Origin of the sequence: Mucilaginibacter sp. Mucisp86 (assembly GCF_047324315.1) — a bacterium.
GTDB lineage: Bacteria > Bacteroidota > Bacteroidia > Sphingobacteriales > Sphingobacteriaceae > Mucilaginibacter.
This window is the reverse complement of the sequence record NZ_CP168503.1, coordinates 1,597,499-1,622,097: the sequence shown is the minus strand read 5'-3', so window position 1 is coordinate 1,622,097 and position 24,599 is coordinate 1,597,499. Positions and strand designations below refer to the sequence as shown.

Annotated in this window: 11 protein-coding genes; 9 read left to right on the top strand and 2 right to left on the bottom strand. The window is 43.8% G+C overall.

Annotated elements, in window-relative coordinates; all coding sequences use genetic code 11:
- The first annotated feature begins 2 nt into the window (after window positions 1-2).
- The 3 genes from ACEN9X_RS06505 to ACEN9X_RS06495 all read left to right on the top strand — a co-directional run bounded on the left by ACEN9X_RS06505 (window position 3) and on the right by ACEN9X_RS06495 (window position 4,773).
- Complete coding sequence (locus tag ACEN9X_RS06505) at window positions 3-1,007, top strand: family 43 glycosylhydrolase (RefSeq protein WP_413669626.1); 1,005 nt, start codon at window positions 3-5, stop codon at window positions 1,005-1,007.
- A gap of 222 nt (window positions 1,008-1,229) precedes the next feature.
- The gene (locus ACEN9X_RS06500; protein WP_413669625.1) at window positions 1,230-2,207 is read left to right on the top strand and encodes a glycoside hydrolase family 43 protein; all 978 of its coding nucleotides are present in this window, start codon (window positions 1,230-1,232) and stop codon (window positions 2,205-2,207) included.
- A 337-nt stretch (window positions 2,208-2,544) separates the two neighbouring features.
- Window positions 2,545-4,773, top strand: a complete 2,229-nt coding sequence (locus ACEN9X_RS06495) for a glycoside hydrolase family 2 protein (RefSeq protein WP_413669624.1) — start codon at window positions 2,545-2,547, stop codon at window positions 4,771-4,773.
- A gap of 256 nt (window positions 4,774-5,029) precedes the next feature.
- Here ACEN9X_RS06495 and ACEN9X_RS06490 read toward each other — a convergent pair whose 3' ends face one another.
- On the bottom strand, window positions 5,030-8,581 hold the full coding sequence (locus ACEN9X_RS06490; protein ID WP_413669623.1) for a VCBS repeat-containing protein: 3,552 nt from the start codon (window positions 8,579-8,581) through the stop codon (window positions 5,030-5,032).
- Between the two features lie 239 nt (window positions 8,582-8,820).
- Here ACEN9X_RS06490 and ACEN9X_RS06485 point away from each other — a divergent pair, with 239 nt between their 5' ends.
- Window positions 8,821-10,140, top strand: a complete 1,320-nt coding sequence (locus ACEN9X_RS06485; protein ID WP_413669622.1) for a vanadium-dependent haloperoxidase — start codon at window positions 8,821-8,823, stop codon at window positions 10,138-10,140.
- A 392-nt stretch (window positions 10,141-10,532) separates the two neighbouring features.
- Here ACEN9X_RS06485 and ACEN9X_RS06480 read toward each other — a convergent pair whose 3' ends face one another.
- Entirely contained in the window at window positions 10,533-14,525 is a 3,993-nt protein-coding gene (locus ACEN9X_RS06480) for a two-component regulator propeller domain-containing protein (RefSeq protein ID WP_413669621.1), read from the bottom strand.
- A gap of 293 nt (window positions 14,526-14,818) precedes the next feature.
- Between ACEN9X_RS06480 and ACEN9X_RS06475 the strand changes: the two genes are divergently transcribed.
- The 5 genes from ACEN9X_RS06475 to ACEN9X_RS06455 all read left to right on the top strand — a co-directional run bounded on the left by ACEN9X_RS06475 (window position 14,819) and on the right by ACEN9X_RS06455 (window position 24,591).
- Window positions 14,819-17,929: a SusC/RagA family TonB-linked outer membrane protein gene (locus ACEN9X_RS06475; protein WP_413669620.1), complete on the top strand. Its 3,111-nt coding sequence runs from the start codon at window positions 14,819-14,821 to the stop codon at window positions 17,927-17,929.
- 23 nt (window positions 17,930-17,952) lie between these two features.
- On the top strand, window positions 17,953-19,848 hold the full coding sequence (locus ACEN9X_RS06470) for a RagB/SusD family nutrient uptake outer membrane protein (protein ID WP_413669619.1): 1,896 nt from the start codon (window positions 17,953-17,955) through the stop codon (window positions 19,846-19,848).
- 19 nt (window positions 19,849-19,867) lie between these two features.
- Window positions 19,868-20,578, top strand: a complete 711-nt coding sequence (locus ACEN9X_RS06465; protein WP_413669618.1) for a DUF3823 domain-containing protein — start codon at window positions 19,868-19,870, stop codon at window positions 20,576-20,578.
- Window positions 20,579-20,665: 87 nt separating this feature from the next.
- Complete coding sequence (locus tag ACEN9X_RS06460; protein WP_413669617.1) at window positions 20,666-22,507, top strand: glycoside hydrolase family 2 protein; 1,842 nt, start codon at window positions 20,666-20,668, stop codon at window positions 22,505-22,507.
- An 11-nt stretch (window positions 22,508-22,518) separates the two neighbouring features.
- Window positions 22,519-24,591 (top strand): beta-L-arabinofuranosidase domain-containing protein, encoded by a 2,073-nt coding sequence (locus tag ACEN9X_RS06455; RefSeq protein ID WP_413669616.1) that lies wholly within the window; start codon window positions 22,519-22,521, stop codon window positions 24,589-24,591.
- The last annotated feature ends 8 nt before the right edge of the window (window positions 24,592-24,599 follow it).

The window sequence follows — 24,599 nt, the reverse complement described above, 5'->3', positions numbered from 1 at the left end:
CGTTGAAAAAGCTCCTACTGATCATATCCTTATTGTTCCCGGGCATTATGAGTAATGCCCAGGAACTAAGGACTGATATATCGGTGCACGACCCGGTAATGACCCGGCAGGATAGTACGTACTACATTTTCTGTACGGGTAATGGCATAGCCATGTGGTCGTCGAACGATAGGGTGCACTGGAAGGTCGAGAAACCGGTATTTGCTGCACCTCCTCAATGGGCAGTTGACGCTATCCCCGGTTTTAAAGGACACATCTGGGCACCGGATATTTCGTTTTATAAAGGCACTTACTACCTGTTTTACTCGGTATCGGCCTTTGGCAAAAATACTTCGGCCATTGGTGTGGCAACTAATACAACGCTGCATACCGATGATCCGGCATATAAATGGATTGATCATGGTAAAGTAATCCAATCTATCCCCGGCAAAACCAACTGGAATGCTATCGACCCTAATTTAATTACGGATAAAGATGGTACGCCTTATTTGGTTTTCGGATCGTTTTGGGATGGCCTGAAATTGGTGAAGCTGAATAAAGACAGGCTAAGCGTTGGAGAGGATTTTGATAAGATCCCAACCATTGCTACCCGTAGAAAAGTCAGTTCTGAAAATCTTCCTGCTGTTGATGGTAACCCGGTTGATGCGGGCGGTAATGCTATTGAAGCGCCGTTTATTTTTAAACACGATAAATATTTTTACCTGTTTGCCTCGATAGATTATTGCTGCAAGGGGCCAAAAAGTACTTATAAAATGATCATCGGCCGCTCGGAAAAATTGAAAGGGCCTTATCTGGATAAAGACGGCATTGCCATGAACAAAGGCGGCGGCAGTATCCTGCTGGCCGGTGATGCTAACTGGTACGGTGTTGGCCATAACGGGGTAAGTACTTTTGAGGGGATTGATTATATCATCTTCCATGGCTATGATGCGGCGGATAGGGGGATTTCAAAATTGCGAGTTGAGAAACTGGATTGGGTTGATGGATGGCCGGTGGTAGCGAAGTAAGTGGCTTAAAAAATGTCATTGCGAGGAGGAACGACGAAGCAATCGCATGCTTTACAGAGCGGATTTGCATATGTGCGGTTGCCACGCTATCGCTCGCAATGACATGGTTTTTATTTCACAGGTTTAAGCGTCCACGCTTACGCACCTGAAATAACTAATAACGTGAGCGTAGACGCTCACATTTTATATTATTCAAGCGTGGACGCTTGAACAAAGGACATTATGAGAATATCGAAAAAAATAATCGTGTTAGCCATAACTGTCGGCAGTTTAGCCTCAGTTAAAGCTACTCCCCGCGATACCACTTTCCACGCCGATGGTAACCCCATCATCAGGCACAAGTACACCGCCGATCCGGCGGCTATGGTTTATAAGGATAAAGTTTATCTGTACACAGGTCATGATGAAGCCGCTCCCGGTCATAACGGTTATACCATGCACGACTGGACATGCTTTACTACAACCGATATGGTGAACTGGACAGAGCATCCTTCGCCTATGAATGTTAAGGAGTTTAAATGGGCTAAAGATGATGCATGGGCATCGCAGGTGATTGAACGGAATGGCAAGTTTTACTGGTATGTGGCTGTTGAGCATGGTACTATTCATGGTAAAGCTATAGGGGTAGCGGTGTCTGATAGTCCGCTGGGGCCGTTTAAAGATGCCCGGGGCAGCGCTTTGGTTACCAATGACATGACCAAAGCTGTAAAACATTCCTGGGATGACATTGACCCGACGGTTATGATTGATAAAGACGGACAGGCCTACCTGTTTTGGGGCAATGGCATTTGCTATTACGCTAAATTGAAAAGCAACATGACCGAACTTGACGGCGAGATTAAAACCATCACCCTGCCCCATTATACCGAAGCACCATGGATCCATGAGCGTAATGGCTGGTACTACCTTTCATATGCCTATGAATTTCCTGAAAAAATAGCCTACGCTATGAGCAGAAGTATCAATGGTCCGTGGGAATATAAGGGGATCATTAATGAAATAGCAGGAAATTCGAACACCAATCACCAGGCTATCATTGAGTTTAAAGGCAAATGGTATTTTATATATCATAACGGCGCGCTTGTACCGGATGCGGGTAGTTTTCACCGTTCGGTTTGCATCGATTATTTATATTATAATAAAGACGGCAGTATCAAGCGGGTAATCATGACCAGCGAGGGTGTGAAACCGGCAAAGTGATTTTATTGTAGAGGCGCGCATAATTTCGTCTCCGGTATACAGATCAATCAGGGAAGTGCGTTTGCCCTGATGGGAGACGAAATTATGCGGCTCTGCAATAAGAAATATTATAAAATAAGAAGCAGGAAAGGATTATCCTTTCCTGCTTCTTGTTTTCCGGACTGTTACCTGCAACAAATCGTATCAACTTTTCTTCAAAACCAATCAAACGTAACCAAACGTTAAAATTGGTTCAATTTATCCTATACTTTTAGTGCGAAATAATTAATTCAAAAGCCTGTACGGCCGGTTTAAACGGTTTGTCGGAACTGTTTGACCGGCTTTATAACCTACAATTATGAACATTAAAAAGTTTATTATCATTGCTGCTGCCGCGCTTCCATACTTTGCACATGCGCAGGAATGGCAGCCCAAAAAAGCCGTTTTAATGACGCGCTTTGCAAAAGATGTCGACCCGAAAAATGTGTTGCCTGAGTATCCCCGTCCGCAGCTGGCGCGCGAAAAATGGCTGAACCTAAACGGCCTGTGGCAGTATCAGCCCGGAACCGCCGGTGAGGCACTGCCAAAAGGCAAGTTATCTAAAACTATCCTTGTGCCTTTCCCGGTTGAATCGGCCTTGTCGGGCGTAATGGAACAACACGACAGGATCTGGTACCGCCGTAAATTTACAGTCCCTGCTTCGTGGAAGGGTGAGCATGTCTTGCTGCATTTTGGTGCGGTTGATTATGAAAGCGAAGTGTTTGTTAACGGCAAAAGCTTTGGTAAACATACAGGTGGCTATGATCCGTTCAGCTATGATATTACATCAGCTATTAAAGGTGCAGGTGAACAAGAGATCACCGTGCGTGTTTATGACCCGACGGACGATGGCGGTTTTCCGCGTGGCAAACAAACACTGCACCCACAGGGAATTATGTATACTTCAACTACAGGTATCTGGCAAACTGTTTGGTTAGAGCCGGTTCCTGCTGTAAATATCAGCGATATCAGGATCACGCCGGATATTGATCAATCGGTAATAAAGCTAAATGTAGATGCTGCGACTGCTGCTGGTTACACGGTTAACGTAAAAGTAAAAGACGGTAGCAAGGTTGTAAGTACTGCTTCGGGCAAGCCTAATGCCGAGTTTACCGTACCTGTTCCTAATGCCAAATTATGGTCGCCGGATTCACCGTTTCTGTATGACCTGGACATTACACTTGAAAAAGGCGGTAAAAAGGTTGACGCAGTTAGCAGCTATGCGGGCATGCGCAAGATTTCGATAGGAGAGCAGGATGGTTATAAAAAACTGTTCCTGAATAATAAATTTCTGTTCCAGATTGGTCCGCTTGACCAGGGTTTTTGGCCGGATGGGATCTACACGGCTCCAACAGATGCCGCTATCAAGAATGATCTGCAAATGATCAAAAACTTTGGTTACAATATGGTGCGCAAGCACATTAAGGTTGAGCCATACCGCTGGTACTACTGGGCCGATAAACTGGGCCTGATGATTTGGCAGGACATGCCTTCGGCTAATTCATATACCGAGCATACGCCTCCGGTAGATACAACTGCCTATGCTTCAGAACTTACCCGTATGGTTAAAACCCACTGGAACTCACCTTCAATTGTAACGTGGGTAGTATTTAACGAGGCACAAGGCCAGCATAATACACCGGGGTTAGTTAACCTGGTACGCAAACTGGATAATTCGCGCTTAATCAACCAGGCCAGTGGTGGCAATCATTTTGGCGTGGGCGATTTTCTGGATATCCACAGCTATCCGCCGCCTGCAGCCCCTTCGAGCAAAACACAGGTATTGGCCTGCGGCGAATATGGCGGGATAGGTTACATTATTCCCGGTCACGTTTGGAAAACCGGCCCGACGTACATCATGATGGATAATCAAAAAGCTTATACCAACCTGTATGATGAATTTGCCAACGATCTTGTGATCTACAAAACCAACGAAGGCTTAAGCGCTGCGGTATACACCGAAACTACCGATGTGGAAGTTGAGCTGAACGGCTTGCTTACTTACGACAGGGAAATTGTGAAAGGCCCGGTTGCAACTATTAAGGCTTCAAATGATAAGATCATTCACGATGAAGAGTATATCCGCGAAGTGTTGCCATCATCAAAAGATAAAGCGCGTACCTGGAAATATACTTTTGATAAACCTGCTGATGGCTGGTTTGACGAAAAGTTTGACGACAACGCATGGAAATCGGGCGAAGCAGGTTTTGGTACTGCCAATACTCCGGGAGCAGTGGTAAAAACCGTATGGGACGGTAAGGATATCTGGATGAGGCAGGAGTTCACACTCAATGCATCTGGCGTAAATAAAAACGACCTGGTACTGTCATTACATCATGATGATGCCTGCGAAGTTTACATTAATGGTGTTAAGGCTGCCGTAAAAGAAGGTTATACATCAGGCTATGCTATCATTCAGATGACTAAGGAAAGCAAAGAGGCTATAAGCCTTAACGGTAAAAACGTGATTGCTATCCATTGTAATCAGATTCAGGGTGGTCAGTATATTGATGCAGGTATTTCTGCAATGAGCAAAACGAAACCGTAATATTGGTTTTGATATTATGAAAAACGCCTGGGCATTTGCCCGGGCGTTTTTGTTTAACCCCTATGCCACTACTCGGCTCCAGCCGAGTGGTAACTATCAAGCGGCCTCTGGCCGCTGAATCCGGAATAGCAGGCCAGAGGCCTGGAAATAGCTGCCACTCGGCTGGAGCCGAACGGCGGCGGAAATACTATAAAACAAGTTGCAGAATCCAGACTTACGAAGTTTTTAAAACTTCGTAAGTCTTAAAAAAGAATATTTATCCCTTCCTTTTCCTGCCGTTATAACTGGTTATCGTCACATCGCCTGCATTGGCATCTAACTCTAACACACGTGATGATTGCGACAAATAAGTTGATCCGTAATAAAACTCAACATGCTTTTTGCCGCCGTTTTTAAGCGTAATATCAGCATAAAAATCATCAGGTTTAAGCTTGATATAACGCTTGCCCGGAGCTGCGCCGGCATTGCGGAACACTTTAACACTATCCTGATTTTGGGTTGCTACCAACAAATCGCCTTTGGCCGATTGGATATTTGCCAAAGCTTTTCCATCGCCCGCAACATAAATACCGCTGTTGGCTATCGATAAACCGGCAAAACCACCTTTGCCGTTTCCTTTCATATATAAACCCATAAAAGCGTCATGCCTGCCGGTAAACGGTTCCATACCAAAATCGTTGCCTACCATTACCAGGTCAAGGTTACCGTCATGGTCAACGTCTTTGGTTATCATCCCGTAAACCGGCGCCATCTGGGCATCCTGCGGTAGTGCACTGATACTAAAAGTACCAGTGCCTTTGCCGGTGATAAGGCTGGTATTCATATCGGTTGCTTTCAGGATAACAGCACCTTCTTTATCTTTTTCAGCCCATAAGTCGTTCATGGTAGCGTGTCCAAAGCCACGATAGCTTGGATACTTTTTGCGGATAGAGATCAACTGGCTGATCAGGTCATCGCGGGTATGCATCGGGAAGGGTTTTTGGGAGCCGTCCTCATCCTTCATGTAGCAAAATATCATGGAGTCGAATGAGCCGTTACCATCAAGGTCTTTACCCATAATGGTCATGGGCTGCTCAAAGGATGCTTTGTAGTTGGAGTTTTGACCGAGGTTACCGGCTACATAATCGATATTGCCATCGTTGTTAAAATCGCCGGCAACGATACTATTCCACCAGCCTATATGGTCATCGATGCCCGATTTGATTTTACTGAAACCATGGCCGTTGTTTTTGTAGAAGGTAACCGGCATCCATTCGCCTACTACTACCAAATCAGTTTTACCATCTTTATCAAAATCCGACCATAACGCGTCGGTGATCATGCCGCCATGAATCAGGTCGGGGCAAAGCTGGCTGGTAACATCAGTAAATTTACCACCATCGTTCATGAGTAAATGACTAACCGGCGATGAAGGATAAGCACCCGAAACTGATCTTGAACCCACAAAAAGGTCAAGGTCTCCATCTCCGTCAAAATCAGCAGCGCGCACGCATGAACCGTTATCATATTCCACGGGCACAGCTGCAATATCGCGGGTAAAGTGGCCCTTTTTATCATTGATGTAAAGCCTGTCCTGCGCGGTGGTATGTCCTTTCTGAAATTCGTAGCTGCCACTTGCTATGTACAGATCCGGGAAGCCATCGCCGTTGGCATCAAAAAGCAGGGCGCCCATGTCTTCCTCGTCTTTAATTTCTTCGGCCAGGAAACGGTTGTTGTCCAAAGTGAAATGGCCGGTGGCATCCTGCATAAAAAATACGCCTTTATTACCCGAAGCTCCTCCTACAAAAAGGTCATCATAGCCATTGCCGTCTACATCGCCAACAGCAATAGCAGGCCCGTACTGGCTTAGCTTATGCGGTAGGGTAGGCTGGATGTTATAGTCAATGGCATCTTTTTCCTGGTGAACATATTTTATACCGGTTGAATTATTGGCTTCCTGAAACACAGGAAGGATTTTACCGGAAACATCAGGCGGGAAATAACCTGAGGCGTTTTTGTACTGCAATGCAAGTGTTTGATTGGCCTTAACATTAGTAAGCAACTGGGTTTTGCCATCGGGCCAGCGTACCCGTAACGAGTCGACAGTAGTTGATGAGCCGATGCCAAAATGTCCGCGGGCATCATCTGTACTCATATAGCCGCGACAGGGCTGCTGGTCATAAAATTGCTGATTGCCTTTGTAATAAATGCGGATGGTAGCACCAAATCCGCCAATGTTTTTGCTATCGCCCTGGAGGGTAACAGTTAGGTAATTATGGTCTTTAGCTACTTGTGTTTTGCTGTTGGCAGTATTTTCGTAAACGAAAGCATCATCGTCAATATTATTGATCACAAGGTCCAGGTCGCCGTCATTATCCAGATCGGCATAAACACCGCCGGTTGAAAAAGTGGGTTTTACAATACCCCAATCCTTCGATTGATCTTTAAACAAATAACCTCCTGCATTTCTGAAAGCATAGCTTGGTGTTTTTACAACGGGGAAAGAATCGGCCGCAGCCAATGTAGTGTTCTCCTTAACGGTACGCCCCTGGTCGTTACTGTACAAGGCATGGTCAAGGTCCGTTACATCGCGGGGATAACCATTGGTGATCATCATATCGCGGTAGCCATCGTTGTCAAAATCGGCTACCAATGGTGTCCAGCTCCAGTCGGTTTGATAAACACCGGCCTGGTAGGCAATTTCACTAAACTGAGGGTGTCCGGCAGGCGTTTGGCCTTGGTTAAGCTGTAGCACGTTGCGAATATACTGATGCTCGTAATTGAATTTTTTATTGTTGATATAGGTAATGTAATTATCGCCTACCAGCATGGTTTTTTTACGGACATTCTCTTCTGGAAGCATCTCCAGCGATACCAGGTCGGCCTTGCCGTCGTTGTTGATATCAACCATGTCCGATCCCATTACCGACCAGCCTGTATGTTTAAAATATTCGCCTGCACGATTAGTAAATGTTCCGTTTTTATTGTTTACCCACAGCAAGTCATTTGATATAAAGTCGTTGCCAACATACACATCCGGCCAGCCATCGTTATTTACATCACAAATAGAAACGGAATTGCCAAAGCCTTCTATCAAAATGCCGGCTTCTTTGGTTACGTTGGTAAATGTGCCATTGCCATTGTTACGATATAGGCGGTCATTGTTCTGCGCACTGCCGTCGGTTAATTTAGGGCGATATGCTACCGGGGTTTCTTTGCCCAGGAAGTTGGTGAGCAGGTACATGTCAAGGTCGCCGTCATGGTCATAATCAAAAAATACAGCCTGTGTACTGTAACCGGTATCCTGCAGGCCATAAGCCGCGGCAGACTCTTTGAAAGTCGGTATCCCGTCTTTATTGGCCCCCTGGTTAATGTATAACAGGTTTTTACGATGGTTTGGATCGCTTTTGAATGATGAGCAAACATAAATATCCGGCCAGCCATCGTTGTTGATATCCACCACAGATACACCCGCATACCAGTCGCCATTACCGGCTACGCCGGCCGCATTGGTCACATCTTTAAAGGTAAGAGAGCCTTTATTGATGTATAATTTATTGGCAACCATGTTGCCTGCAAAGTAAATATCGGGCAGGCCATCATGGTTAAAATCGCCGACGCCAACGCCGGCTCCATTGTACAAATATGGGTGATTGAGGATGTTGATGCTGTCACTTTCGGCAATGGTATTCTTGAAATCGATACCGGTTTGCGATGCATCAAGCAGTTTAAAGAGCGTTGGTCCCGATGGTTTTTTTGAGCAGCCAACACCTAAAAACAATAACAATAAGGTAGATAGTTTAAACGCTTTGGGTAAACTTTTTATCATGCAGATATGGTTAATAATTGATTGATGGTTTATGCTTTGGTTAAGCTTTAACTTATTGGTTATAATGCAATAAGCCACTGTAAAATAAAAGGATTTTACAATTCCTGATTCTGCAAATTGTATCAAAAGTTAGTTATTTACTATCGGCTCATAGTTAAATATTTATTAACTGTTAGCTTTGATCTGAACCCTTATTGGGGAGTAAGCCAATTAAACTGATCAAGCCTTTTTGTTTCATCATGATGAAGAGATTATATTTTGCCCTTATTGTTATCATAACCTGCTCATCATGCGGAAAAAAAAGCTGGGAAAAGCCTGCCGGGAACCCTGAATTTATTCACCGGTCGATAAAAGATGTTACCGATGTGGTGCGGCATGATATTTATTCGCCGCCGGTTGCCAGTCGAATCTATGCTTATATCAGTGTGGCGGCATATGAGGCTGCACGCAATGGCGATAGCCATTACCAGTCGCTTGAAGGACAACTGAAGGGGCTGGATTCTGTACCTAAGCCCATCGCCGGTAAAAAATATTGTTTTACACTATCTGCATCCCATGCCATTTTAACGGTTGGCAAAATCCTGATCATGAGCGAGGGGAGGATAGAAGGTTTTCATGAGAAGCTGATGCAGGAGTTTAAAGAAACCGGCATGCCCGATAGCGTATACAATAACTCGATTGAATACGGCAAGCTTATTGCCGACAGGATCATTAAGTGGGCAAGCAAGGATAACTATAAGCATACCCGCTCACTATCAAAATATGATGTGCAAACCGATGATGCCAGCTGGAAACCTACGCCGCCGGCTTATATGAAAGGTATTGAACCACACTGGAATGAGATTCGTCCGTTTTTGCTTGATTCGGCACAGCAATTTAAACCGGCCCACCCATTTACTTTCAGTAATATTCCCGGCAGTAATTTTTATAAACTGGCTATGGAGGTATACGATACAGGAAAGCACCTCACCGACGATGAAGCTACCATTGCTACTTTTTGGGATGACAACCCTTTTAAAGTAAATATCAACGGGCATACCATGTTTGCTACCAAAAAAATTTCACCGGGAGGACATTGGATCAATATTACCGCATTGGTTTGCCGCAAAGCGAAGGCCGATTATGTGAAGAGTGCTGAAGCTTATGCCAGTGTAGCCGTGGTTATTGCCGATAGTTTTATCAATTGCTGGGACGAAAAATACAGGAGCAAAGTGATCAGGCCTGAGACTTATATCAACCAGTATATAGATCAAAGCTGGATGCCATTGTTGCAAACACCTCCTTTCCCGGAATATACCAGCGGGCATAGTGTGGTTTCAACGGCCTCTGCTGCGGTATTAGGTAAATTATTTGGTGAGGAGTTTTCGTTTATCGACTCAACCGAGATGGAGTTTTCTATTCCAGCACGTAACTTTAAATCATTTAAAGCCGCAGCTGAAGAGGCTGCTATCAGCCGGTTTTATGGAGGTATTCATTATATGCCATCCATCACTAATGGCGTTGATGAAGGCGATAGGATAGGGCAATTTGCTTTGACTAAATTGCATACAAGGAAGTAAATTAATCACCATCATTTAGAGCGCGGGCACGTTCAAGCGGCTACGCCATAGCCGTTAACTTAAGGAAAAAGCGCGGTGTTGTGCGATTCCCCTCTTGAGAACTATCGTGTGGACACATCTTTTTAATCATATCATTGATAAAAAAATGTCATTTCGACGAATCAAGGGTGGGGTTTGTGTGCCAGAGATGAGGAGAAATCTTCTACTCCCTGCTTTTACAGTTGTAGTTGTAGAGCCTGATGTAGAAGATTTCTCTTTCGCTCCATCACTCAACCCGTCGCTGCTCTATCGAAATGACAATTCTTTAAAGAGGTGTCCACACGATAGTTCTCGAGAGGCGATTTTAAAAATCTTTTCTTCAGTTATTACTATGGCACAGACGAACCTGCGTCTTAAACCTGTTTTATCTTACTCCGTTTAGCAGCCTGATACTCAGTTGGCGTAGTGCCAAACTGTTTCAGGAAATTGCGGCCAAGGTGAGATTGTGAACTGTAGCCTACCATGTTGGCAACTTCATAAATTTTATAATCGCCTTCTTCCAGTAATTGTGCGGCGGCTTTAAGACGGGTGATGTTAATAAGCTCGTTAATGGTAAGGTTGGAGATAGCCTTAACTTTACGGTACAATGTTGGTTTACTCATATTCATGAGGTTGGCTATCTGCTCTACATCAAGCTCGGCATTTTGGATGTTTTTGTAGATAACGCCGTTCAGCTTATCCAAAAAGCTTTCATCGGGTTTTGAGTAGGCCATCGACTTGATATGCGCAAGCGGCGAACTTGCAAAATGCTCCCTTATTTTATTGCGGTTGATGAGCAGATTGGCTATCTGCACCTGCAAATGCTCGGGCGAAAACGGTTTTTCGATATAAGCATCGGCGCCAACTTCCAGGCCTTCAATTTTACTTTGCAGGGTATTTTTAGCGGTGAGCAGTATGATTGGGATATGGCTGTAATCGAAATTGGTTTTGATGGTTTTGCACAGTTCAAACCCATCTATTCCGGGCATCATGACATCGCTTATAATAAGCTGGATGTTCTCTATGGCTATCATATCCAGCGCTTCTTGTCCGTTAAGAGCTTTAATAACCGAATATTTGTCGCTCAGATCATCCGAAATAAAATCAAGTATTTCGGGATTATCATCCACTAAAAGTATAACTGGTTTCATAAAGTCAATATTCTCCTCTCTGTTACTTAGGTCTGCCTGTTCATATTCATCGGGGGTAATATGCAGGTCGAATTCTTTTTCCTGGTGAACAGGCAAAGTAAGGTTAAATATATTAAAATCGTTAATAGATTTATTCAACACCAATAAACCCTTATGCAATTCGGCCAGCGAACGTGATAAAGAAAGCCCTATTCCGGTACCAATTTGTTTTTCCGATTCTTTCATCCTGAAGAAGGGCTCAAAGATTTTTTCACGCATTTCGTAAGGGATCAAATTCCCGTTATTCCTTATTTCAATGGAGAAAGTTGGATCATTGGCAGGGTGATCAATCATTTCAACCTCAACAACAGCACTGCTATATTTGATGGCATTATTAATAAGGTTACTTATAATTTTTGTGAATGCCTCAATATCCACATAGGCATAAACAGTTTTAACCGGGTGTATGAAGGTATAACTGAGGCTCTTTTGCTCGGCCATCGGTTTAAACCGTAAAAAAGTGTCGGCAAGCAGGTCAATGATATCGGTTTTAACAAAACTGAGACTAAAACCATTGGTTTCGGTTTTTCGAAAATCAAGCAGCTGATTGGTAAGGTCGAGCAGCCGGTTGGTGTTTTTTTCCATGATTTTCAGGTTGTTCTGAATCTCCGGAACATGCTCGGCCTTCCTGATCACTTTCTCCATCGGCCCTTTAATAAGGGTTAACGGTGTACGGATTTCGTGGGCTACATTGGTGAAAAATTCAATTTTGGCATTATAGATTTGCTTTTCCTTATCATTTTCAAGGGTTTCGATAATGCGTTTGTTTTTTTCGCGGGTTTTACGGTGATAGCTCCTGAGCAGGTAATAGCCGGTTAGCAAAAATATCACGCTGTAAGCAATGTAGGCCCAAACGCTTTCCCAAAACGGTGGTGCTATATTAATTTCAAGCGTTGTTTCCTTTTGGTTCCAGACGCCGTTATTGTTTGCCGCTTTTACCACAAAAGTATAATGACCGGGCTGAAGCTGCGTAAAGTAAACCTTACGGTTGTGTTTAAGTTCGGTCCACCCTTTGTCCAGCCCTTTCATCGTGTATTTATATTGGGTCATTTCGGGAGATGGGAAACTCAATGCAGCAAAATCAATACTAAATGACGACTGGTTATAATTAAGGTTGATTTTTTTTGTGCTGATGAGGGATTGTTTTAAGATGGAATCGGCTCCGTTAACCGAAATCTCCTTATTGTGTACCTGGAAACCTGTGATATAAACCGGTGCTACAAAATGATTTTCCTTAAAACTTGCAGGGTTAAAACTAACCATGCCGCGTACGCAGCCAAAATACATGGTACCATCGGCATCTTTAAAAGATGAGTTATAATTAAACTGGTCGCTTAACAAACCATTTGCCTTGGTATAAATTTTTATGGCCTCTGTAGCCGGGTTAAAACAAACCAGGCCGCGGGTAGTGCTGATCCATAGGTTTTTTCGGCTATCTTCTTCCATTCTGAAAATATAATTACTCGGAAAGCCTTTATTGCTGTCATAAAACTTATAACGATCAGCTTCCGGGTCATATTTCCATAATCCCAAACCTTCGGTGGCAAACCATAATTTGTGGTTGCTATCCTCAAAAACACCATTTACCGTGGTGGTGTTAAGTACGTTTTTAACCGGGTACCGGTAGTTTAATTTGGTACTTGTATTGCCTGCCGGATTGTAACAGTAAATACCGTCGCGCACGGTACCAACCCATATTTTACCGTCATGATCTTCGGTCATGGCGTAAATGAAATCATAAGGCGGTAATTTATCTATCAGGGTAAAATCCCTACTTGCTAAATTGTATTTGTACATGCCGCGGGTTGTGCCAATAAAGATTTGACCGTTACGGGTTTTACAAAAGCAAATTATAAAGTTGCTTTTAAGATCGCTATTACGGCTACCGGCCAGGAAAACACGTTCAACCATGCCGGTTTTTATGTTCAAAACATCAAGGCCGCGTTCAAATGTACCAACAAGCAATTCATTGGCTACAGGTAATATGCCGTGGATGTTGGTATTGGAGATGCTGGCGCGCCCGCCGGGTGAGTAATGGGTCCAGGTATGTTTATCAGGTGCTAATTTGTTAAGGCCATTATCTTCGGTGCCCATCCACAGGTTGCCGTAGATATCTTTATTAATTTCGCGCACCACATTCCCTTTCAGCGAATTTGGCTCCGTATCGGGGTAAAATTTGTTGAAGGTTGAATATTGTTTAGGGTAATAATTGAGGCCGCCAAAGTAAGTGCCTACCCAAACCCCGCCTTCCGAATCCTTGTAAAGGCAATAAACCGCATTATCTGATATAGAATAAGGATCATTGAAATGCTTTCGAAGATTCAGGAATGTCCCTTTTACCGAATCATAAATGAACACGCCCGATTCTGTTGCTATCCAGTATTCGCTATCGCTGTATTTTAAAAAATCGCGTACGTAAATTGCTGTTTTATCCGGATTGTAGTTAAGCAGGTCAACATATGCGCCGGTTTCGGCATCAAACTCCTTAAAACCGTGGCTGTTGGTAGCTACAAATATTTTGTTGTTCCCGGCATAATAGATCTTCTCAATAAACTTTGAGGTAACCTTATCAGTTGGTTTAAACAGACTGTAAGCAGTAAAAGTACGGCTTGCCTGGTCCAGCTTTTCCATAACGCCCGATGAAGCAGATACCCATACGGTACCATTAATAATAACTACAGATGTTGCCTCAAAGTGCTGCCAGGGCCAGTAGTCAATTTTTTCAGTGTTTTTGGTATCATACCTTATTAATGATGCGCCTGCTATAAACCAGCAGTTATTGTGTTCATCAAAGGTGATACTGCGTACGCCATTAATGTTAGCTGTATTTATATGTGCAAATGTTTCTGATTGCGGATCATACTTATCAAGCCCTTCATCTGTACCAATCCAAAGCGTTCCCTCCTTATCAAGGCATAGGGTATGTACCATGTTGTTGGATAATGTGCTCTTATCGGCAGGGTTATGCCTGAATGTTTTAAATGTATAGCCATCAAAGCGATTGAGCCCATCTTTGGTCCCAAACCACAAAAAACCACGCTTATCCTGCAGGCTGCAGTAAACGGTATTATGCGACAAACCATGTTCAACCTGGTAATGCCTGAAGTAGTAGGTTTGGGCATTACAAACGCCGCATGATACTATAAAAAGTAATAGAAATGTATATAGTGGTTTCAAAATAATCAGCTTAAAGCAAATATAGCCAATCTGTTGCAGCGTTTTTACCCTCCTGAAAATTGATACTTTTTGACTAAGTATTGATATGATTTGGTTAATCGCCGGGGCCAAAATCCTTTTTCTTTACAACATGATTTTAGATATGTCAATTGTACATTTTTAAAATCAAAACTTAACCAATTAATAGATCATTTATGAGAAAATTTTTACTACTCAGGCATGAGGGAAACCCCCATGTGCAGTGGCCGCCCAGTAAGTGGAGCCCAAAAGTAATGCTAATCGCTTTTTTCATCATGACCTGTTTCCTTTTTTCGTTTAGTGCATCAGCACAAAATAAAATTAAGGTTACAGGAACCGTGACAGACACCACCGGCCTGGTACTAACAGGTGTAGCGGTGAGGGTGCAAGGCACGCAAGGTGGAACAACGACAGATGCTCAGGGTAACTTTTCACTTAATGTACCTGCAGCAAACAGTACATTAACATTCACTTACATCGGTTACGTTACACAGGAGATTGCCCTGCAAGGCAGAACAACATTGAAGGTTCGGCTTCGCGAAACCAACTCATCCTTACAGGAGGTTGTGGTTACCGGTTATGGCTCGCAAAAGAAAGCCTCCATCACGGGTGCTATCTCCAGCGTAACCAGTAAGGACATTGATCGTGTGCACGCGGGTTCAACCGTTAGTACCACGCTTGCCGGTAAAATTCCGGGTGTAACCTTCAGGCAGTCAGAAGGCAGGCCGGGTGCAAGCGCCGCTATCCAGATCCGTAACATGGGGTCGCCATTGTTTGTAATTGATGGGATCCAACAGGACGAAGGCCAGTTTAATAACCTTGCCCCAAATGACGTTGAAAGTATTGCGGTACTGAAAGATGCATCTGCTGCTATTTACGGAGTACGTGCTGCTAACGGTGTTGTTGTGGTTACTACCAAAAAAGGTTCGGGCGAATCAAGGATCAACGTTGATGCTTACGCCGGTTTTCAGAATTTCTATCGCTTTCCTAACGTATTAACCAATTCGTACGATTATATGCGTTATTTGGCCGATGCGCAGGTTAACAGCAACGGTTCAACAACTATTACCCAGGCCGATCTTGACAAATACAAAGCGGGAACCGAAAAAGGTTACCAAAGCTTTAACTGGCGCGATTACGTTTTGAAGGCTAATAACAATGCTCCTCAAAATTCGGCTAACATCAACTTTACCGGTGGTACAGATAAATTGAATTACTATGTATCGGCGACCAACCTGCACCAAAATTCTCAATTGGGTAAAGAGTATCTTTTTAACCGTTCAAACATCCAGTCAAACATATCATTAAAAGTAGCTAACGGCTTAAAGGTTAGTATGGACATTAACGGCCGTATCGAAACCCGCGAAAACCCGGGTGTACCTGGTGGTGACGATTACTTCCTGGCCCGTTTTGCTGTTTTAAGGAATACGCCGCTTGAGCGCCCTTATGCTAACGACAATCCGGCCTACCTGAATGATATTGGCCATACCGAATCAAACTACGCTTTTCTTAATAAAAAGCTATCAGGATTATATCACGGCGATTGGCGCGTTTTGCAAAGCAACTTTGGGGCCGAATACCAGGTTCCGGGTGTTAAAGGCTTAATGGTAAAAGGCTTGTATTCATACTATATTGCTGATTACCTGTTAAACAACCAGGAATATACTTACAATGCGTATACTTACCGCCCGGCAACAGATACTTATGATGTAACCGGCGGTAGTACAAACCCATGGCGCGAGCGTGAGCAACGAAAGGAGTTTGCTAAAACTTATCAATGGCAAATTAACTACAACAATACGTTCGGTAAACACACCATAGGTGCGACATTTGTATCAGAGCGCATAGAACTGCAGCATTTACGTAACTGGATCCACGCTTCACCGGTATCAAACAACCTGCCCCTTATTTATTTCCCAACTGCCGATCAATATCAGGACAGCGATAATAAGGAAGCCCGTACAGGTTATATCGGTCGTTTTGATTACAACTACGACAACAAATATTACTTCCAGTTTTCCGGAAGGCGTGATGCGTCTTATTTATTTGCACCCGATAAACGCGTAGGCTACTTCCCGGGTGGATCTATCGGTTGGCGTATTACCCAGGAAGGTTTCATGAAGAAACTGCTTGGCGAAAACAGCATCCTTAACGATTTAAAAATCCGCGCATCATATGGTGTATTGGGTGATGACCGCGATCCTAACAATGCATCTAACCCAATTGTTACCCCTTATGCTTACCTGCCGGGTTATAATTACAACGCGGGCACCGCGATTATCGACGGCAACGCTATCGTTACTTCAACCGATAAAGGTTTGGTAACAACAAATATATCATGGTCAAAAAGTAAAATGACCGATGTGGGTATGGACTTCACCATGCTGAACAACAGGTTAAGTGGTGTGGTTGATTATTTCTATCGTAAGCGTACAGGTTTGGCCGGCCCGCCATCTAAGTTGGTATTGCCGCTTGAAGTAGGTTATTCTTTACCGCCGGAAAATTCAAGCAGTGATTCACAATCGGGTGGTGAGTTTTCATTGAACTGGAATGATAAGGTTGGAAAAGTAAGTTATAACATCGGCGGTAACATTTCTTACTCGCGTCAAAAATCAATATTCAGGAACGAATATTTCGGTAACTCACTTGAACAATATTTTGGCTCGGCAATTAACCGTTATGCCAATATCGACTGGGGTTACACGGTTATAGGTCAGTTCTCATCTATCGAACAGATCAACAATTATAAGATCAACAACGACGGTCAGGGTAACAGGACAATGCTTCCGGGCGATTTAATGTATAAAGACTGGAACGGTGACGGTAAGATAGATAGTTACGATACACGTCCTATCGGTTATGGTTACGGCAAACAGCCAAATATCAACTTTGGTTTAACATTGGGAGCTGCATACCATGGCTTTGATTTCCATGCTGACTTTTCAGGCGGTGCAGGTTACACCTGGTTCCAGAATTATGAAACCCGTTGGGCATTCCAAAACAATGGTAACCTGAATACCATATTTGAAGACAGGTACCACCGTGCAGATCCGTTTGATATCAACAGCGCATGGATTCCTGGTAAATATCCTGCAAACAGGGTTAACCCGGGTACTACCAACAGTGATTATGACCGTAACTCAACTTTCTGGTTACATAGTGTAAAATACCTGAGGGTGCGTACACTGGAGTTAGGTTACTCATTACCTACTCAGCTGCTTGCAAAAGTGAAGATCAAGAGAGCGCGCTTTTATGTTAACGCTTACAATATGTTCTCGTTTGATAACCTGAAACAATTTGGCGTTGACCCTGAAACAACGGATGATAACGGGTTACAATTCCCACAGAGCAAGGTGCTCAACTTTGGTGTTAATTTAACCTTTTAATTGATCCCTCAAGTTTAAACCAAATGAAAAAAACAACCATAATATCAACATTTGCACTCCTGTTAGTTACAGGAGCATGCAGAAAAGACAGCGACTTTTTGGATGTACCCCCCAAGCAGGTGGTAACTTCAGACGTTGCATTCTCTGACCCCAACCTTGTACTTTCTATTCTTGCTGATTTATATAACCGTGTTTACGATTTTTCTGGTCTGGATAATGGCTGGGCATCATTTGCTGATTTCAGTGAATCGTTCCCTTCAGAAAACGGAAGCTATTATATAGTACAGCGTACAGGCTGGGATTTTGGCTCATGGGGTACCTGGGATTATAAATATGTTCGCGATTTGAACTTATTTATTGAGCGTGCTACCGCTGCTACTAAATTAACCGATGCGCAAAAAAATCAGTTTATTGCCGAAGGCCGTTTTTTACGTGCCCAGTATTATTTTGAACTGGTAAAAAGAATGGGCGGTGTTCCGCTGATCACCAAATCGCTTAATTATGATTTTTCGGGCAACGTTGAAGCTTTACAAATCCCGCGTGCAAAAGAGTCGGAAGTTTATGACTTTATCATCAGCGAGGCTGAAGCAATAAAAGGTTTATTACCGGTTAACGTTTCTGAAAAATCAAGAGCTACCCCGGCTGCTGTATTGGCTATGGAATCAAGGGCCGCTTTATATGCTGCTTCAATAGCTAAATATGGCGCAACAACACCTCAGGTATCATTACCTGGTGGCGAGGTAGGTATCCCTGCAAGCGCTGCTACCGGCTATTACACGAAAGCACTTGCTGCCGCTAAAGAGATCATATCAGGCACAGCTGGCAATTATTCGCTTTACAAACAATTACCTGATTTAAGCGATAACTTTGCCAACTTGTTCCTTGATAAAAGCAGCTCGGAGTCAATCTGGGTTGAGGATTTCAAAGCCAATGGTGGTAAAACACATGGTTTCACCACTAACGATCAGCCTTTCTCAATTTCAGACGAAGGTTTGGATGCCGGAAGGTTAAACCCATCGCTTAACCTGGTTGAGGCGTTTGAAAAGCTTGACAATACCTATGCCCCAATGGCAACTAAAGATGGATCAGGTAACCCAATTTACTATACCGATCAGTTAGATATGTTTGCCGGTCGTGATGCAAGGCTTGCTGGTACCGTACTATTGCCAAACGGATTATTTAAAGGTAAACGTACCGAGGTATATGCAGGTTATCAATTAGGTAACGGTACTGTTATATCAAGCAGTGATGCTACCATTACACAGGATGTTCCGGGCTTAGGCAAGGTACAGGTAGTGGGTAAAGATGGTCCGGTTAACGGCGCTGAGTTCCGTACTCAAACCGGTTTTTATATCCGTAAATACCTTGATCCAACTGTAGGTTCTGGTCGTCGTGGCCGTGGCAGTGATGTTAACTTTATTCGTTATCGTTATGCCGAAGTATTGCTGAATGCCGCCGAAGCAGATGCTGAATTGGGCAATTATGCAGAAGCTTCAGGCTATATTAACCAGGTGCGTTTAAGGGCTGGCCTTACCACCCCATTGGTGCTTACTGCAGCTAATTATTTTGACCGTATTGTTCATGAGCGCCGTGTTGAACTTGCTTTTGAAGGCCATACTTTATTTGATATGAAACGCTGGAGAATTGCTGATGCCGTTTGGGATGGTAACTCAATGTCGGTTGCTGACCTGGTTGCCAATATTGGTAAAGCAACTAAACGTAGTACACAGCCTTTCGGCTTGTGGCCATATAAATACTACAATCCGGGTGATGTTAACAACGGAAAGTGGATATTTAAGGAAACAAAACCTTCGCCGGTAACAGGTTCAAACAGGTTCCTGTTGGGTAACTACTATTCACGCATCGGTGACGATGTTATAGCAGCCAACCCGAAAATCGTTAAACAACCAAATCAATAAGAGTTAAAGAAAAGTGTTTATGAAAATCAAGTTTCATCATATTTTAATAGGGCTTTTTCTTGCTGCCTCGGGCTGTAAGAAAGACAATTACGATGCGCCCCAATCGAGACTGAGCGGTAGGTTGGTTTACAAAGGCGAAGCAATAAACGTTGAGTATAATGCTGTTCCTTACCAAATATATCAACCTGGTTTTGCAACAAAATCAGCCATACAGGGAACTTTTGATCCTGATGGTAATTATGCGCAGTTGTTATTTGACGGCACCTACAAATTCACTATCCCTGCAAACCAGGGGCCATTTATGTGGAAAGAATTGCCGGCCGGAACCCGTGATAGTTTAACCGTAAACTTAAAGGGCAGCCAAACAGTTGATATAGAGGTAACTCCTTATTACCTGGTACAAAATGCCAAGTTTACAGCTACCGGCAGAAAAGTAACAGCTACTTTCGATTTGCAGAAAGTAATTACAGATGCCAATGCTAAAAATATCGACCGTGTTTATCTATATGTGAATAAAACACAGTTTGTGTCGGGCGGTTACCGTTTGGGCGATGGCGATCCGCCATCAATTGCAGGCTCGGCTATTACAAGCATGAATAATCTTAGCCTTAGCTTTGATGTACCCAATATAGTACCTACTCAAAATTACGTATTTGCACGTATAGGTCTAAAGATTGCCGGAGTTGAAGATTTAATCTTCTCACCGGTATCAAAAGTAACTCTACAATAATTTATCGGCCCCTGCCGTTACAGCGGGGGCCTTTTTTCTTTCCCTGCATTATTAACTAACATAATATCCTTACACTCCATTTAACTGATGAAGAAACTATCGCTTTGCCTGTCTCTTTTCATTTCTGCCTATCTGTCTGCCAATGCACAGCAAGGCGAATGGCATTTGATAAAAGACAAGATCACCACCCCATGGGCCGAAAAAGTTGACCCTAAGGCACCTCTACCCGAATATCCCCGCCCGCAAATGGTACGCGGCAACTGGCAAAACCTGAATGGTTTATGGAACTATGCCATAGTTCCTAAAGCTACCACAGGGCCGGCTAAATATGAGGGAAAGATCCTGGTGCCTTTTGCGGTTGAATCTGCATTATCGGGCGTTGGTAAAACTGTTGGTAAGGATAGCATGTTGTGGTATAAAACAAGTATCAGCTTAAATAAAACATTAAAAGGTAAAGACGTACTGCTGCATTTTGGCGCGGTTGACTGGCGTACCGAAGTATTTGTAAACGGAAAAAGTGCCGGCATCCATGAAGGCGGCTTCGATCCTTTTACATTTAACATTACCCCTTATTTAAAAGGCGGTTCAAAACAAGATATTACCCTAAGCGTATGGGACCCGACAGATGATGGTCCGCAGCCGCGCGGTAAACAAGTAAAAAAGCCCGAAGGTATCTGGTATACTCCGGTTACCGGGATCTGGCAAACCGTTTGGCTGGAAGGTGTAGCTAAAACACATATCGAAGCCACCAAACAAACCCCCAATATTGACGATCACACACTATCGGTATCTGCCGAAGTTTCCAATAGCCAGCCGGGCGATAAGCTGAAGATCAGCGCCTGGAACGGCAAAACCCTTGTATCCGAAAAAACTATTGACGCCGGTGAAACCGCCGTGCTTGATATTAAAGACCAGCATTTATGGTCAACTACCGATCCATTTTTGTATGACCTGAAAGTTGCTGTTATCCGCAACAATAAAGCGGTTGACGAGATAAGCAGTTACTTTGCCATGCGTAAGATTTCGCTTGGTGCTGATGCTAACGGCATTCAGCGCATGTTGCTGAACAACAAATTTGTATTTCAATATGGCCCGCTTGATCAGGGTTGGTGGCCGGATGGTTTATATACCCCGCCAACTTATGAGGCTATGAGCTTTGATATTGATAAGCTCAAGGAAATGGGCTTTAACATGATCCGTAAGCACATCAAAGTTGAACCTGCTCGTTACTATGCATATTGTGATAAAACCGGTATGTTGCTGTGGCAGGATATGCCAAGCGGCGATTTAGGTAACCACTGGGAAAACCGTCCGGGTGTGCTTGACCGCGCTACCGATCAGCAACGTACCCCCGAATCAGAAGGTTACTACCGCAAAGAGTGGAACGCCATTATAAATTCATTATACAACTATCCTTGCATTGTTGTATGGACCCCGTTCAACGAGGCCTGGGGACAGTTCAAAACTGTAGAAATTACCGAGTGGACCGAGAAAAAAGATCCGTCACGTTTGGTAAACAGCGCGAGTGGCGGTAACTTCTATGATACCGGTAACATTGTCGATCTGCATAATTATCCGCACCCGGCTATGCCGCGTCCCGAGATCTTCGGCAAAACCAAAGCCGTTGTATTAGGCGAGTTTGGTGGCCTCGGCTGGCCTGTTGATGGCCATACCTGGCAGGCAAACAAAAACTGGGGCTATCAAAACTTTAAAAACGGCGACGACCTGTTTAAAAGGTATTCAACTTTTACTGATAGGTTGGAAGAGCTGATAAAAGTTGGTCTTTCGGCAGCGGTATACACCCAAACAACAGATGTGGAAGGCGAAGTGAACGGCTTTATGACTTATGATCGTAAAGTGATTAAAATGCCTGTTGAATTGTTACAAAAAGCCAACAGCAAACTGTATGATCCTGCATTGGTGAAATAATATCTTTACGTATGACTATCAAAAACAGTATAAAATTAATGCGCAGGGAAGTTTGTCTTTCCGTAGCGATGATATGTGCAGGCTTTGCAACGGTGAACGCTCAGGGCGTGAAAGCAACCACGGTTACAACAGTTGATAACAAAGGTGCAAATGCTTTTTATGTAAATAACCGCGCCCCACTGCAAAGACAATATTTTGCCAAACTGCCTACCGGTAGCATTGAAGCCGGTGGCTGGCTGAAGAAAATGCTGGAGCTGCAGCGCGACGGTTTAACCGGTAATTTGGGTGAGATCAGCGTATGGCTTTCAAAAACCAATAACGCCTGGCTTAATAAAGAAGGTAAAGGCGAATACGGTTGGGAAGAATTGCCTTATTGGTTAAAGGGTTATGCTGATATTGCCTATACGCTGAAGGACAAAAAGATGATTGCTGAAACCAAATTCTGGATAGATGCTGTACTGAACAACCAGCGCGATAACGGCGATTTCGGTCCGGCGGTTGAGCATAATGGTAACCGCGATTTGTGGACTAACATGCCAATGCTGTGGTGCCTGCAATCATATTACGAATACACCAAAGATCCACGTGTTATTCCTTTCATGACCAAGTACTTTAAATATGAGCTATCGGTACCTGATAGCAAGTTTTTGAAGGATTACTGGGAAAACAGCCGCGGCGGCGATAACATGCTGAGTGTTTACTGGCTGTATAACCGTACCGGCGATAAGTTTTTACTTGACCTGGCTACCAAACTTGATAAAAACACTGCCGACTGGCGCCAGGCTAATAACCTGCCCAACTGGCATAATGTTAACGTAGCGCAGTGTTTCCGCGAGCCGGCAACTTATTACCTGCAAAGCCATGATAAAAAAGATCTGGATGCAACTTACAACAATTTTAAACTGATCCGTGATATTTACGGCCAGGTTCCTGGTGGTATGTTTGGGGCCGATGAAAATGCACGTAAGGGTTATGATGATCCGCGCCAGGCAGTAGAAACCTGCGGATTGGTAGAGCAAATGACATCCGATCAGATGCTATTAGGCAATACCGGCGATCGTTTCTGGGCCGAGAACTGCGAAGATGTTGCTTTCAATACCTTCCCGGCTGCATTTATGCCCGATTATCGTGCTTTGCGCTATTTAACTGCACCCAATATGGTGGTGAGCGATGGTAAAAACCACCATCCGGGTATAGCCAATGAAGGTCCGTTTTTAATGATGAACCCTTTCGGCAGCCGCTGCTGCCAGCATAACCACGCCGCAGGCTGGGTATATTATGCCGAAAACAGCTGGATGGCTACCCCTGATAATGGTATAGCAGCCCTGCTTTATACCGAGGGCAAAGTTAACGCCAAGGTTGGCAACGGTACCGCGGTAAGCATTGCCGAAACAAGCCATTATCCATTCCAGGATCAGATCAATTTTACAGTTACTACACCAAAAGCAGTCGATTTTCCGCTTTACCTGCGTATCCCTGAATGGTGCAAAGGTGCATCAGTAAAAGTTAACGGTGTTGCTGTAGATGTAAATACCTCAACAGGCGATTATATCCGTTTAGCAAAAAGCTGGAAAAACGGCGATAAGATAACCCTGCAATTGCCAATGCAATTGAAAGTGAAGGAATGGGCTAAAAACAAAAATAGCGTAAGTGTTAGCTACGGTCCGCTTACTTATTCTTTGAAAATTGAGGAGCAGTACACCAAGGGTGATAACCTGAAAGATGCACAGGGCGATTCGCATTGGCAGCCTGGCGCCGATCCTCAAAAATGGCCATCTTATAATATCTACGCAGCATCGCCATGGAACTACGGTTTGCTGATAGATGAACAGCACCCTGAAAAATCAATAGAGGTTATTAAACGCGCGTGGCCAAAGGATAATAATCCGTTCACTAATGCTAATGCTCCGATTGAGTTAAAAACAAAAGGTAAACAGCTGCCAGGTTGGAAGATTGACGAAACAGGCTTATGCGGTGTGTTGCCACAAAGTCCTGTAAAAACAGAAGAGCCGGCTAAAGAGCTTACATTGGTACCTATGGGCGGCGCAAGGTTAAGGATTTCGGCTTTCCCGGTTGCTGAATAATGAACGTA

Excerpts from the sequence above, each read along its gene's own strand:
- ACEN9X_RS06500 (WP_413669625.1), top strand. The coding sequence starts at position 1,230 with ATGAGAATATCGAAAAAAATAATCGTGTTAGCCATAACTGTCGGCAGT.
- ACEN9X_RS06470 (WP_413669619.1), top strand. The coding sequence starts at position 17,953 with ATGAAAAAAACAACCATAATATCAACATTTGCACTCCTGTTAGTTACA.
- ACEN9X_RS06460 (WP_413669617.1), top strand. The coding sequence starts at position 20,666 with ATGAAGAAACTATCGCTTTGCCTGTCTCTTTTCATTTCTGCCTATCTG.
- ACEN9X_RS06495 (WP_413669624.1), top strand. The coding sequence starts at position 2,545 with ATGAACATTAAAAAGTTTATTATCATTGCTGCTGCCGCGCTTCCATAC.
- ACEN9X_RS06485 (WP_413669622.1), top strand. The coding sequence starts at position 8,821 with ATGATGAAGAGATTATATTTTGCCCTTATTGTTATCATAACCTGCTCA.
- ACEN9X_RS06465 (WP_413669618.1), top strand. The coding sequence starts at position 19,868 with ATGAAAATCAAGTTTCATCATATTTTAATAGGGCTTTTTCTTGCTGCC.
- ACEN9X_RS06475 (WP_413669620.1), top strand. The coding sequence starts at position 14,819 with ATGACCTGTTTCCTTTTTTCGTTTAGTGCATCAGCACAAAATAAAATT.
- ACEN9X_RS06455 (WP_413669616.1), top strand. The coding sequence starts at position 22,519 with ATGACTATCAAAAACAGTATAAAATTAATGCGCAGGGAAGTTTGTCTT.
- ACEN9X_RS06490 (WP_413669623.1), bottom strand. The coding sequence starts at position 8,581 with ATGATAAAAAGTTTACCCAAAGCGTTTAAACTATCTACCTTATTGTTA.